The sequence below is a fragment of the Amycolatopsis bartoniae genome (assembly GCF_014191255.1).
Classification (GTDB): Bacteria; Actinomycetota; Actinomycetes; order Mycobacteriales; family Pseudonocardiaceae; genus Amycolatopsis_E; species Amycolatopsis_E bartoniae.
Map to the genome: position 1 here is coordinate 23,604 of NZ_JACHWH010000008.1, position 12,491 is coordinate 36,094.

At 71.0% G+C, this 12,491-nt stretch carries 12 protein-coding genes; 4 read left to right on the forward strand and 8 right to left on the reverse strand.

Features of this window, described 5'->3' with window-relative positions; genetic code table 11:
• Nucleotides 1-5: 5 nt before the first annotated feature.
• The 3 genes from FHX82_RS28515 to FHX82_RS28525 are packed head-to-tail and all read right to left on the reverse strand — an operon-like array spanning nt 6 to nt 4,227.
• The gene (locus tag FHX82_RS28515; RefSeq protein WP_145932603.1) at nt 6-1,301 is read right to left on the reverse strand and encodes an MFS transporter; all 1,296 of its coding nucleotides are present in this window, start codon (nt 1,299-1,301) and stop codon (nt 6-8) included.
• 17 nt (nt 1,302-1,318) lie between these two features.
• Nucleotides 1,319-2,695 carry an FAD-dependent oxidoreductase gene (locus FHX82_RS28520; RefSeq protein WP_145932602.1) on the reverse strand — a complete coding sequence of 459 codons (1,377 nt, stop codon included), beginning with the start codon at nt 2,693-2,695 and terminating at the stop codon, nt 1,319-1,321.
• 14 nt (nt 2,696-2,709) lie between these two features.
• A complete protein-coding gene (locus tag FHX82_RS28525) occupies nt 2,710-4,227 on the reverse strand; it encodes an aldehyde dehydrogenase (RefSeq protein WP_145932601.1) in 1,518 nt (505 codons plus the stop codon).
• Nucleotides 4,228-4,372: 145 nt separating this feature from the next.
• Here FHX82_RS28525 and FHX82_RS28530 point away from each other — a divergent pair, with 145 nt between their 5' ends.
• Nucleotides 4,373-5,017 (forward strand): GntR family transcriptional regulator, encoded by a 645-nt coding sequence (locus tag FHX82_RS28530; protein WP_145932600.1) that lies wholly within the window; start codon nt 4,373-4,375, stop codon nt 5,015-5,017.
• Between the two features lie 29 nt (nt 5,018-5,046).
• Here FHX82_RS28530 and FHX82_RS28535 read toward each other — a convergent pair whose 3' ends face one another.
• From FHX82_RS28535 to FHX82_RS28545, 3 genes are read right to left on the reverse strand one after another with little or no spacing between them, the layout of a single operon-like run.
• Nucleotides 5,047-5,406, reverse strand: a complete 360-nt coding sequence (locus FHX82_RS28535; RefSeq protein ID WP_145932599.1) for a darcynin family protein — start codon at nt 5,404-5,406, stop codon at nt 5,047-5,049.
• Complete coding sequence (locus FHX82_RS28540) at nt 5,399-6,292, reverse strand: NAD-dependent epimerase/dehydratase family protein (protein ID WP_145932598.1); 894 nt, start codon at nt 6,290-6,292, stop codon at nt 5,399-5,401. The genes FHX82_RS28535 and FHX82_RS28540 overlap by 8 nt, the downstream gene beginning before the upstream one ends.
• A 1-nt stretch (nt 6,293) precedes the next feature.
• Nucleotides 6,294-7,703, reverse strand: coding sequence for an MFS transporter (locus FHX82_RS28545; RefSeq protein WP_145932708.1), 1,410 nt, complete (start codon nt 7,701-7,703; stop codon nt 6,294-6,296).
• Nucleotides 7,704-7,820: 117 nt separating this feature from the next.
• Here FHX82_RS28545 and FHX82_RS28550 point away from each other — a divergent pair, with 117 nt between their 5' ends.
• On the forward strand, nt 7,821-8,720 hold the full coding sequence (locus FHX82_RS28550; RefSeq protein ID WP_145932597.1) for a LysR family transcriptional regulator: 900 nt from the start codon (nt 7,821-7,823) through the stop codon (nt 8,718-8,720).
• On the opposite strand, the gene FHX82_RS28555 is transcribed toward FHX82_RS28550, so the two are convergent.
• On the reverse strand, nt 8,710-9,810 hold the full coding sequence (locus FHX82_RS28555; RefSeq protein WP_145932596.1) for a hypothetical protein: 1,101 nt from the start codon (nt 9,808-9,810) through the stop codon (nt 8,710-8,712). The two genes, FHX82_RS28550 and FHX82_RS28555, sit on opposite strands and share 11 nt — an antisense overlap.
• Nucleotides 9,811-9,849: 39 nt before the next feature.
• On the opposite strand from FHX82_RS28555, the gene FHX82_RS28560 reads away from it, so the two are divergent.
• Both FHX82_RS28560 and FHX82_RS28565 read left to right on the forward strand, forming a co-directional pair.
• Nucleotides 9,850-10,986 (forward strand): sensor histidine kinase, encoded by a 1,137-nt coding sequence (locus tag FHX82_RS28560; protein WP_145932595.1) that lies wholly within the window; start codon nt 9,850-9,852, stop codon nt 10,984-10,986.
• Nucleotides 10,983-11,651, forward strand: coding sequence for a response regulator (locus tag FHX82_RS28565; protein WP_145932594.1), 669 nt, complete (start codon nt 10,983-10,985; stop codon nt 11,649-11,651). Before FHX82_RS28560 ends, FHX82_RS28565 begins: the two co-directional genes overlap by 4 nt.
• On the opposite strand, the gene FHX82_RS28570 is transcribed toward FHX82_RS28565, so the two are convergent.
• On the reverse strand, nt 11,642-12,481 hold the full coding sequence (locus tag FHX82_RS28570; RefSeq protein WP_145932593.1) for a CPBP family intramembrane glutamic endopeptidase: 840 nt from the start codon (nt 12,479-12,481) through the stop codon (nt 11,642-11,644). The genes FHX82_RS28565 and FHX82_RS28570 overlap by 10 nt on opposite strands.
• Nucleotides 12,482-12,491 lie beyond the last annotated feature (10 nt).

The following is a 12,491-nucleotide window of genomic DNA, read 5'->3' on the forward strand; positions in this document are numbered from 1 at the left end:
CGCGTTCACGTCAACGGCTTGCCCCGCGTCTCCGGCGTCAGGAACGTCGTCACCAGGCCGATCGCCACCAGCACCACGAGGTAGCACGAGAACACCCAGTCCAGCTGGTGCGCGTGCAGCCACGTCAGCACGTACGGCGCCGTCCCGCCGAAGAGCGCCACCATCACCGAGTACGGGACGCCCACCCCGGACGCGCGGACCTCCGTCGGGAACAGCTCGGCGAAGTACGCGGGCATGATGCCGACGAACGCGCCCAGGAAGAACAGCGCCACGCCCATCAGCACCCCGAGCCGGACCGCCGAGTCGTCGATGAGCCCCATCAGCGGGAACGACAGCACCAGGAACGCGATCCCGTACGCGATGAACACCGGTTTGCGGCCGAAGCGGTCGGACAGCTTGCCCCACAGCGGCAGCGTGATCATGAAGAACACGTTCGCCGCCACCGTCGCCCACAGACCGGCCGTCGCGTCGACGCCCTTGCTGTCGATGGCGAAACCGGTGATGCCGACCGCCCAGATGTAGTAGACGACCGTTACTCCCGCGGTGAGCCCGAGGATGCGGGCGAGACTCTTCTTGTTGCGCCCCAACGCACGCAGCAGTTCGCGGGTACTGCGGGTGCTGGCGCCTTCGCGGTACGCCGCGGTTTCCCGGAGCGTCCGCCGCAGGTACAGCCCGACGAGCCCGAGCACGCCGCCGAGCAGGAACGGCAGGCGCCACGCCCAGTCCCGCAACGCCTGCTCGCCGAACAGGCTCGACCCGGCCGCGCCGATCAGCGACGCCAGCACGATGCCCGCCGTGACCGAGAAGTACAGGCTCGTCGCCCACAGGCCGCGGCGCGCGGGCGGCGCGATCTCGGCGACGTAGGTGTACGAAGCCGCGATCTCCCCGCCGTGCGCCAGCCCCTGCAGCAACCGCGCCAGCAGCAGGATCACCGCCGCACCCACGCCGATCGTCGTGTGCGTCGGCGCGACGCCGATCAGCAGGCTGCCCGCGGCCATCATGATCATCGAGGCGGTCAGCGAGAACCGCCGCCCCCGCCGGTCCGCGAGCCAGCCGAAGAAGAACCCGCCCAGCGGGCGCATCAGGAAACCGACCGCGAACACGGCCAATGTGGACAGTAGGGCGCTCGTCGCGTTACCACCGACGAAGAACTGCTTCGCGAAGAAGGGCGCGAAGATGGCATAAACGCTCCAGTCGTACCACTCGAGCGTGTTGCCGATGCCCGCGCCGAACAGTGTGCGGAACTTGCCGGGCACGGGCCCGGCCGGCGCCGTCGCGGGCGCCGAGATGGGAGCCGTCATGGGTCCTCCAGGAACGCTCAGGCGGTGGCGGCCGCGGAACCGGCCACCCGCCCGAACACCAGGCCCCGCAGCACGGACGTGCCGCCGGGATACTTGTCGTGGTAGATGCCGGTGCACTCGCCTGCGGCGTAGAGCCCGGGGATCGGCGCGCCCTGTTCGTCGACGACGCGGGCCTGTGCGTCGGTCTCCAGCCCGCCGAAGGTGAAGACGATCGCGCAGGCCACCGGATACGCCAGCAACGGGGCCTCGTCGACGGGCAGCGCCCAGTTGCTCTTCGGCGGCGTGAGCCCTTCGGTGTGCTTGCCGTCCGGACGGCGCCAGTCGAACTCACCGTCCACAACGGACTTGTTGTAGGCGGCCACGGTCTCGCGAAGACGTGCCACGGGCAGCTCCAGCGCGGCCGCGAGGTCTTCGACGTTCTCGGTGGTGACCGGCTTGCACCCCGTCAACAGGCCGCGTTCGCGGTCGCCGACCAGTTCGAACCTGCGGTCGGTGATGAAGTAGGCGATGCCGCCCGGTTGCGCCCACACCGCCCGCGCCGTGCTCTCGTAGGTCTCGTCGACGGTGCCGCGCCCCTCGTCGAGAAAGCGCTCTCCGAGCTTGTTCACCAGTATCCCGTACGGGAACACCATCACCAGCGCCTCGGGGTTGTCCGCGCGCGGGTCGACCGGTTCGGCGTGGAAGCTGTCCCACTGCCCGCCCCGCTTCGCCCCGGCCGCCAACGCCATGCGGATGCCTTCGCCCTTGTTGAACCTGACCCCGGGCGCGATGGGGATGAGCGTGCTGACGTCCCCCGGCAGCGCCTCACCCAACGCCGCCGGGTCGCCCTCGAACCCGCCCGAGGCGATGATCACCGCGCGGGCGGGCAGCACGTGCTCGCCGTCCGGATCGCTGACCCGGACGCCGGTGACCCGGCCGTCCTCGCCGGTCACCAGGTGCTGCGCCGTGGTGTGGTACCGGAACTCGACGCCGAGCTTCTCCGCGGCCGGCCGCAGCGCGGCCAGCAACGCCTCCCCACCGCCCTGCGGCTGGAGGCGGGGCCGGTTGCTGTTGATGAAGTAGGTCGGCAGACGCCGGAACCGCGCGCCATGGCCCTGGATCCACTCCATCGCCTCGGGCAGGCGCTCGACCAGCGCCTCGACGTACCACGACGGGGTGCGGCCACCGGAGAACCCGACCAATTCGTCCACAAAGGACTTGCTGGGCTCGTAGACGTCGTCCAGGCGCAGGTACGCCGACGTCCACCTCGTGTTGCCACCCGCCTCCAGCGGGCCGGCCCGGTCCACCAGTACGACGGGAGCGCCCTGCTCGGCCGCCGAGACGGCGGCCGAGAGGCCCGCGATGCCCGCGCCGACCACCACGACGGGGTCCGGCGACGTTGCCGATGTCGTCATGCTCTTCTCCTGTGTCAGGCGCGGGGGTTGAACGGGTCCTTGACGCCCTGGCCGGTGTCGACCCAGACGCTCTTCTCCTCGGTGTACTCGCGCAGCGCGTCGGCGCCGTTCTCGCGGCCGAGGCCGCTCTGCTTGTAACCGCCGAACGGGGTGGCGTAGGAGGTCTTGCGGTAGTTGTTGATCCACACCGTTCCCGCGCGGAGCCTGCTCGCGACGCGGTGGGCGCGCTGGACGTTACCGGTCCACACCCCGGCGGCGAGGCCGAACTGGGTGTCGTTGGCGATGCGCACGGCCTCGTCCTCGTCGGAGAAGCGGATCAGCGAGGCGATCGGGCCGAAGACCTCCTCCTGCGCGATGCGCATGTCGTTGGTGACGTCGGCGAACACCGTCGGGCGGACGAACAGGCCGTCGGGGAAGCCGTCGACCTGCGCGGTGGTGCCACCGGCGACGAGCCGCGCCCCGTCGGCCTTCGCGACCTCGATGTAGGACAGCACCTTCTCGTACTGCGGGCGGCACGCGACGGTGCCCATCTCGCTGGCCGGGTTCTGCGGGTCGCCGACCTCGATCGCCTCCGCGCGCCGCGTCAGCTCCTCGACCACCTGGTCGTAAACGGTGTCCTGCACCAGGATCCGGGACCCCGCCATGCAGGTCTGGCCGCTGGCGCCGAAGATCCCGGCGACGAGGCCGTTGACCGCGCTCGTGAGATCGGCGTCGTCGAACACGATGTTGGGCGATTTCCCGCCGAGTTCCAGGGAAACCCGCTTGAGCGTCCGGCCCGCCTGTGCGGCGATGGCCTGCCCGGTGGCGGTGGAACCGGTGAACGCGATCTTGTCCACACCCGGGTGCCCGGTCAGCGCGGTGCCCGAGGGGCTGCCCAGCCCGGTGACGACGTTGAACACGCCCGGCGGCAGGCCGACCTCGGCGGCGAGCTGTGCGAAGCGGATGGCCGAGACCGGCGTGACCTCGGACGGCTTCGCGATCACGGTGTTGCCGGCGGCGAGCGCCGGACCCAGCTTCCACACCAGCAGCAGCAACGGTGAGTTCCACGGCGTGATCGCCGCGACCACGCCGAGCGGCTCGCGCACGGTGTAGTTGAGCATCTGCTGGACGTGCAGGGGGTTCGTGCTGCCGGTCGGCATCTGCGCGAGGCCCGCGTAGTAGTTGAAGTACTCGGGCATGAGCTTGGCCTGCCCGACCATCTCGCGGATCAGCTTGCCGTTCTCGTTGACCTGCAGCTGGGCGATCTCGTCGGCGTTGTCGGCGATGGCCTCGCCGAAGCGGATGAGGAACTTCGCCCGGTCGGCCGCCCGGTGAGCGGGCCAGTCACCCTCCTCGAACGCGCGGCGGGCGCTCTCGACCGCCGCGTCCACGTCCTTGGCCGAGGCGTTGGGCACCTGCGCCCAGACGCGGCCGGTCGCGGGGTTGACCACGTCGAGGTAGTCACCCTCGATCGGGGCCGACTGCTGGTTGTCGATGAACAGGCCGTAGCGGGTGACACCCTCGACTGGGGTGTCCGGCAGGGACTGCGACATGATTGCCTTCCTGGGTCTTCGATGACCCGGCCGACGCTAGATGATTGTCCCACAATCGGTCAACTTCGAGTTTCTGAGCTGCTCTTTCTCGAGTTTGGTCCGATCGTTGTTTGACCTACAATCCGGCAATCACTAGGCTGGCGCCGTGAAGGTGATCCACGCCGCCGCGCCGGTCCGCACCCAGGCGGTCGAGGCCATCCGCGCCGAGATCGTCAGCGGCACGCTGAAGCCGGGACAGCGGCTCGTCGAGCGGGAGCTGTGCGAGCGTCTCGACGTGTCGCGCAACACGGTGCGCGAGGCTTGCCGGCAACTGGAGGCCGAGGGCTTTCTCGTCATCCCGCCGCACAAGGGCCCCACGGTCGCGCAGCTCAGCGACGAGGAGGCCCGGGCGATCTACGAGGTGCGGGAAGCGCTGGAATGCTTCGCCGTGCGGTTGTTCGTGGAGCGGGCGTCGGACGAGACGGTGACCCGGCTGCGGGACGCGCTGGCGAAACTCAAGGCAGCGCACGAGTCCGGGCGCGTGGCCCGGATGCTGAGCACGAAGACCAAGTTCTACGACGTGCTGTACTCGGGCGCGGGCAACGAAGTGCTGCACTCCCAGGCACACTTGCTGCACGGCAGGCTGGCCCAGCTGCGGGCGCGGTCGCTGAGCCACAGCGGCCGCCCGCAGTCCAGCATCGCGGAGATCGAAGAGGTGGTGGCACGCATCGCCGCGCGCGACGCGGACGCGGCGAGCGCGCTGTGGCGCGACCACATCCGCAACGCGGCGGCGACGGCTCTTTCGCGGTGAGCCGGGTGGGCCGCACGGACCCACCCGGCTCACGCCTCGATGGAAGCCACGGCCTCCACGCCGTAGTTCCTGGCGTACCCGTTCTCGACGCCGACGAGCAGCTCGACGACTTCGAAGTACTTGTCCCAGAACGGGGTTTCGCGCAGCGCGTCCACCAGGAGCTGGTACGCCTCGTGGTCCCGCGCCTCCCACACCCACACGTCGGTCACGCGCGCGGAGTAGAACTCAGTGTCGAAGAAGCGCGATCGGACGTCCTTCGCCTTCGCCTTGACCACCGGGAGGACCTCGGTCTCGAACGCCTTCACCCGCTCCCCGACCGACAGCCGCAACCACTCCGGCGTGGTCTTGACCAGCATGAACGCCGTGACGTTCGCCTCGAACTCAGGCATACGCACCGTCCTTGAGGTCGTCGGCCAGGCTCGGGCCGCCCGGTGTCCAGCCCAGCAGCGTCCGCGTCGCCTCGCTGCTCGCCGCCATGTCCGTGCCGAAGAACCTGTTGAGCCACCCGAAGTGCTCCCCCGCCCGCTCCTGCGGAACGGCGACGACGGGCAGGTCGAACGCCCGTCCGATGGCCGTGGCGATGTCGCGCGTCGGAACGCCCGGCTCGGCCGTGGCGTGCAGGATCGTGCGTGCCGGCGCCTTCCTGTCGAGGGCGAGCCGCACGACGCGTCCGGCGTCGTCGCGGTGGATCGCCGCCCAGCGGTGGGTGCCGTCGCCGAGGTACGCCGACTCCCCCTTGGCTCGGGCAACCGCGACGAGCCCGGCCAGGAAACCGTTGTCCCCCTTGCCGTGCACGGTGGGCGCGAAGCGCACGACGACCGTGTTCACTCCCTGCGCGACGAACTCCAGCGCGAGGTTCTCGCTGCCGCCCCGCACGGACTCGACCCCGTGGAACGGGGACGGGTCCTGTTCGGTGGCGACCTTGCCGGGCGCCAGGGAGTGCAGGCCCGCGGCGAGGACGAACGGCCGGTGCGAGCCCGCGAGCGCCTCGGCGATGGCCCGCACCGCGTCGCGCTCGGTCCGGTTGGTCTCCGCCGGGTGGGCCCAGTCGTGCTTGTTCGCGAGGTGGACGACCGCGTCGGCGCCGTCGGCGCCGGCGCGGAGACCGTCGAGGTCGTCCAGGTCTCCGCGCCGCGCGCGGGCGCCCTTCGCCGCGAGCGCGGCGGCGGAGGCTTCGGAGCGCGCGAGGCCAGTGACCTCGTGCCCGGCGTCGAGCAGGTGGTCGACCGCGGCCGAGCCGATCCACCCGGTCGCGCCCGTGATGAAGACGTGCATTTCAGGACTCCTTCTTCTTGGTGAGGGATGGGAGGACGACGAGCCCGCCGAGGACGAGCACCGTCACCCCGATCACCCGCAGTCCGCCGTCTGCGGCGACGACGAACGCGGTGACGACTTCCGGTCCGCGGGCAGGTGCCGCGGCCAGTGCCTGTGCCACGGTGTGCGCACCGCGGAGGTCCGCGGGGAGCGCGGTCGCGAACCGTCCATTGAGGAGGGTGCCGATCACCGCGACGCCGAGAGCGCTGCCGAACTCCCGGGTGGTGGCCTGCAGTCCGGTGCCGACTCCGGCCTGCGCCGGGGGCAGCGATCCCGCGATCACCCCGGAGAGCGTCGGCAGTGCCAGCGTCACCCCGGCTCCCGTCACGACGAGCCAGGCGGCGTAGACGAGGTACGACGTCGTTATGTCGCTTGTTGACAATCCGACTAGACCACTGCCGACAAAAAGAAAAGCGAACAAGAGGACAGTAGGAAGACCGACACGTTGCGCCAGCCGTCCGACGTGCCGGGCGCCGACGATCACCGGCACGGTCAGCGGGATGATCCCGAGCCCGGTCTCCAGCACGCTGAAACCCTTGCCGTACTGCAGGAACGACGCGTTGACGTAGAACAACGCGAACATGCCGAAGAAGATCGCCGTCAGGCCGAGGCACGCGTTGCGCAGGTTCGGCAGGCGGAACAGGCGGGGATCGAGCAGCGGGTGTTCGGCCCTCAGCTCGACGAGCGCCCACGCCACGAACAGCGCGGCGGAGCAGGCGAACCCGGTGACGACCACCGGACTCCCCCAGCCCGCCTCAGGCCCCTGCACGATGCCGAGCAGCAGCGCCACCGACGCGGCGACGAGCAACACCGCGCCGAGCGGGTCGAGGCGGCGGTCGTGACGTGGCGACACCGGCGCGACGCGTCCCACGAACACAGCGAGCACCAGCGCGATCGGCACGACGGCGGCGAACAGCCAGCGCCAGGAGCCGCCCGACAGCACCACCCCACCGCCGACATTGCCGGCGACCCCGCCGATGCCGGTCATCGACGCCCAGGTCGCGATCGTCGCGCCCCTGCGTTCGGCGGGAACGGCGTGCAGCAGGACGGCGAGCGTGTTGGGCAGCACGGCGGCGGCGCCGATCCCGGTCACCGCGCGGCCGGCGAGCAGGAGCATGACGTCCGGCGCCACCGCCGACAGGAGCGCGCCCGCGGCGAACAGCACCAGGCCCGTGAGCAGAACCCCTTTGCGCCCCAGACGATCCCCCGCCGCACCGCCGGGGATCACCAGGCAGGCGAAGAAGATCACGTAGGTGTCGACGATCCACACGAGCACCGGCGCGGACGGATGCAGCGGACTCGCGGCGAGCATCGGCACGGCGAGGTTGATGGCGGCGACCATCCCGACGACGAGCACGACGCACGCGCACATGAGCGTGAGCAAACCGTTGCGCGAGACCACGTTGAGTTGCATGGCTCCGACGCTAGGAGTGCACGATGTCTTCGCGCGACGCAACTTCGGTAAAGACTAGTTGCGTACGATGCAACTGTGCCCGAACAACTGGACCTGAACCTGCTGCGCGTGTTCGACGCCCTGCTGCGGGAAGGCAGCGTCACGGCGGCGGCCGAACGACTCCACCTGTCCATCCCGGCGACGAGCCGCGCGCTGGGCCGGTTGCGGCGGGCGATGGCCGACCCGATCCTGGTGCGCGCGGGCCGCGGCATGGCCCCCACCCCGTTCGCGTTGCGCACCGCGCCACGCGTGCGGTCACTGCTGGACGAGGCGTCGGCGTTGATCAGCGCCGACCGCGAGATCACGGTCGGCGAGCTGGAGCGCACCTTCACGATCCGCATCAACGACGGCGTCGCGGCGACCCTCGCGGCGACGGCGGTCGAAGCCGTGGCCGCGGCCGCGCCGGGTGTGACCTTGCGCTTCGTCGCGGAGGGCAACGAAAGCACGGAGGCCCTGCGTGACGGTTCGGTGGACCTGGACATCGGCGCGGGTGAACCCGCGGCGCCGGACCTCCGGACGGCGGAGTTGTACCGGGAACGCCTGGTCGGCATCGTGCGCGCGGACAGCCCGCTGGGCCGCCACCGCCGCCCGACGCTGGCGCAGCTGTGCCGGTATCCGCACGTGTCGGCGTCCCGCCGGGGACGCGCTCGCGGCCCTCTCGACGAGATCCTCGAAGCCGAGGGCCTGCGCCGTCACGTCGCGGCCGTCGTGCCCACCTCCGCCGTGGCCGCGTTGCTGGTCGCGTCGAGCCCCTACGTCGGGCTGGTGCCGCAGCGCCTGGCGGAGCAGTACGGCGAGACGCTGGGCATCCGCTGGTTCCCCCTCGCGGCCGACCTGCCGGTGGTCGAGGTCCGCCTGAGCTGGCACGTCCGCCTCGACGCGGACCCGGCGCACCGCTGGCTGCGCGACACGATCCGGGAAGCGCTCAAGGCCTGAGGTCGAACGCCTCGCGCAGGTCGGCCAGCAGCCGCGCATATCCGCTTCCGAACGTGACGACTGCGTGGAACAGGGTCTCGACCGCCGCGGCGAGCGGTTCGTCCGCGGCCGCCGCCCGTAGCGCCGGAAGTGCCGCGTGCTGCTGGGAAATCCGGTCGTGCCGCCCGTCCCAGGAAGCGACAGCGGTCCGCGGCACGCGGGGGTCCGTGTTCAGCAACTGAAACGCCGCGTTGTGGTCGGCGAGAGGCAGCAGTTCCCCGTTCTCCAGCGCCGCCAGCGCCTCCGCGACCCAGTCGAGACCGCTCAGGCTCGCCGCGTCGCACGCCTGCCGGGCCAGCCACCCGGCCACCGCACGCTGGGTCGGCTCGTCGGCGCTCTCGATCGCCTCCACGAGATCCCGATCCAGCCGCAGCAGCGTGAGCCCGCCGTTGACCCTCCGAACACGTTCGCTGGGTATCCGCCCGCCCCACCGCCGCAGCTCGGCCTCCCGCGCCGCCTCCCTGACCGCCGTCTCCCGGGCGAGACGCTCCCGCCGGAGCGTCTCCGCCCGCTGCTCGGGAGCCGGCGGTGGGGGAAGCGTCCGGGCGTGGTCGTGCCAGTACGCCGCCTGCTGGCTGGTCTGGCGGACGACCACATCCGGGGCCGCGGGAGCGGGCCACAGCTGCAGCAGGTACCGGTCCAGCAGCGGTTCCCCGTCGAGCCGCGTGTCCTTGGCGTGCGCCCGGTCCATCCCGGAGGCGCAGTACCGCACGCGGTAGCCGACCGGTTCGAGCGCCAGCGGCCGGACCGCCTCACTCGCCCACTGCACCAGCTGCACCCGGTCGCTCTGCGGCCGGAACGAGACCTCGACGACGTCCTCCCAGTCGTCCCCGACCGGCGGCGGCGCGTCGCACAGCTCGACAGTCACCTCGACGTTACCGGTGTGCAGTCCCGTGGTGAGGAACAACAGCCCCGGCACGGCGGCGCCGCACAACCCGTTGCGCTGACCGCCCCGCGTCTCGGTCAACCCGTGGAAGTAGTCACCCATCCGGCTTTCCACGTAGAAGTGGCTGTAGTGGACGTGCAACTCCCCCTCGAACAGCTTCGCCACAGCCGCAGTCTGCCACTCCCCTCCCGCTACACTTTCCGCATGTCGACGCGCCCCGGGCGCTGGAGTGCGAGCCTGGCGGCCGACCCCTCGCTCGCCCTCGTGCTCGCCGTCCTCGCCTTCGTCCCGTTCGCGGCGAACGTGGGGCCGCAGTTCGGCGATCTGCCCCTGCGCCACGGCGACGCCCTCGGCGTGCTGCTCGCCCTGGGCATGACCCTGCCGCTCGCGGTCCGCACCCGCTGGCCCGCCGCGTGCTTCGGTGTCGTCGCGGCGTGCTTCGTCCTCCACGAGACCCTCGCCTACCCGCCGACGTTCGGCGCGCTGGGCCTGCTCCTCGCCCTCTACACCGTCGCCGCGCACCAGAACCGCGGGCGCTGGGCCGTGGCAGTGGCGAGCACCGCCCTGTACGCCGGCTTCTGCGTCGTCCTCACCCTGCGCGGCTCGCCCGAGCGACTGCCCGACTTCGTGCTGTTCTACCTGGCACTCCTCGTGGGCGCGGGCATCGGCGCGCTCGTCCGCAGCAGGCGGGCGGCCGAGGCCGTGCGCCGCAGGTTCGAGGCGGAGGCCGCCAAGACCGCCGAACGCGCACGCATCGCCCGGGAACTCCACGACGTCGTGACCCACCACGTCACCGCGATGGTCGTGCAGGCGAGCGCCGCCCGCTACCTGATCGGAAACCCGGACCAGGTAGGCGAATCCCTGACCACGATCGGCGATACCGGCCGTCAGGCGCTCAAGGAACTGCGCTCGCTGCTGAAGATCCTCGAAGCCACCGGCGACCAGGGCGAACCGGCGCTGGACGACGTCGCGGACCTCGTGGTCCGGACCAGGCTCGGCGGCCAGCCGGTCGAGCTGGTCGAGGAGGGCGAGCGCACCCCGCTGCCCACCGCCGCGGAGCTCGCGGGCTACCGGGTGGTGCAGGAAGCGCTGACCAACGCCGTGAAGTACGCCGGCGGTCATCGCACCGTCGTCCGCATCGGATACCGCGACGACACGGTCGACATCGAGGTGACCAGCGACGGCACCGGCGACTCCCCCGACCGCAGCCTCTCCGGCGGCCGGGGGCTCACCGGCCTCGAAGAACGCGTGCGGAACGTCGGCGGCGAACTGACCGCGGGTGCCGTACCCGGCGGTGGATTCCGGGTGCACGCCACGATTCCGACGGGGGACGAGCGGTGATCCGCGTACTCATCTGCGAGGACCAGGCGCTCATCCGCGCGGGTTACGCGACGATCTTCAACGCCCAGCCGGACATGGAGGTCGTCGGCGAAGCGGCCGACGGGCCCGCCGGCCTGGCCGCCGCCGAAGAACTCCAGCCGGACGTCATCGTGATGGACATCCAGATGCCGCTCATGGACGGCATCGAGGTGACGCGACGGCTCGCGGGCTCCGGTTCGGCCAACCCCGCGAAGATCCTGGTGATCACGACTTTCAACGTGGATGAATATGTGTACGCGGCGTTGCGTGCCGGGGCCAGCGGTTTCCTGCTCAAGGACGCGCCTCCGGAGGAGCTGGTGAACGGCGTCCGCACCATCGCCCGCGGCGAGTCCCTGCTGGCCCCGGCCGTCACGCGCACCCTGATCGGACAGTTCGCCGAGCGGATCCGGCCCGCCGACGCGGCTTCCGGTGACCAGCCGCTGGCCGTACTGGCCCCGCGCGAGCGCGAGGTGCTCAAGCTCATCGCGAAGGGCTTGTCCAACAAGGAGATCGCGGCCGAACTGGTGCTCAGCATCGAGACCGTGAAGACCTACGTGTCGCGCATCCTGACCAAGCTGGACCTGCGTGACCGGGTCCAGGCCGTCGTCCTCGCCTACCGGACGGGACTGGTCGCCGCTCACGAGTGAGCCTTGGCGCGGAACGGCACCAGCAGGCCCCGGCGCGCGGCCTTGCGGAGCAGGAACACCGCGGGCGTCGCGCAGGTGAGCACAGCGATGAGGCTCGCCTCCGGCCCGAAGCCCCCGCCGGTCAGCAGCGCGGGCCCGGACAGCGCGGTGTTCAGCAGCCCCTGCGCGGTTCCCGAAGCGCCGGACACGGTCGTGCCGAACACCCCGGACTCGAACAGGTTCCAGGCGAAGTGGATGCCGATCGGCAGCCACAGCGAACGGGTGCAGGCGTACGCGGCGCCCAGCATGACCCCGGCCTCGACGGCGATGGAGACGGCGCCCCACAACGTCGCGTTCGCGTTGAGCAGGTGCGTACCGCCGAACAGCACCGCGGACAGCACCAGCGCGGGCCAGGTGCCCGCCCGTTCCTGCGTGATCCGGAAGATCACACCGCGGAACAGCAGCTCCTCGTTGACCGCGGCGCTCGCCATCACGCCGATGCTCGCGAGGAACCCCCAGAACGAGCCGCCGGAGACGTGGTCCCAGCCGCCGAACATCCCGATCAGCAGCATGGTCGCGGCGAAGGCACCGGCGCCGAGCGCCGATCCGCGCAGGAGCCCTGGTTTCGCGTCGGCGCGGGCCAGCTCGGGTACATCCGGCCGCTGCTCGGCGAACCGCGAAAGGCGGGTGTAGCAGAACAAACCGCCCGCCGCAGTGGCCAGGCCGACGACGAGCGAGACGGGTCCGAGGTCGCCCAGCGCGGCGTTCAGGAGGCTCGCGACCACCATCACGGCGATCATGCCGACCAGCAGGATCGGGAAGCGGAACTTGTGGAGTGACTGAGTTTTCATACCGGGAAAG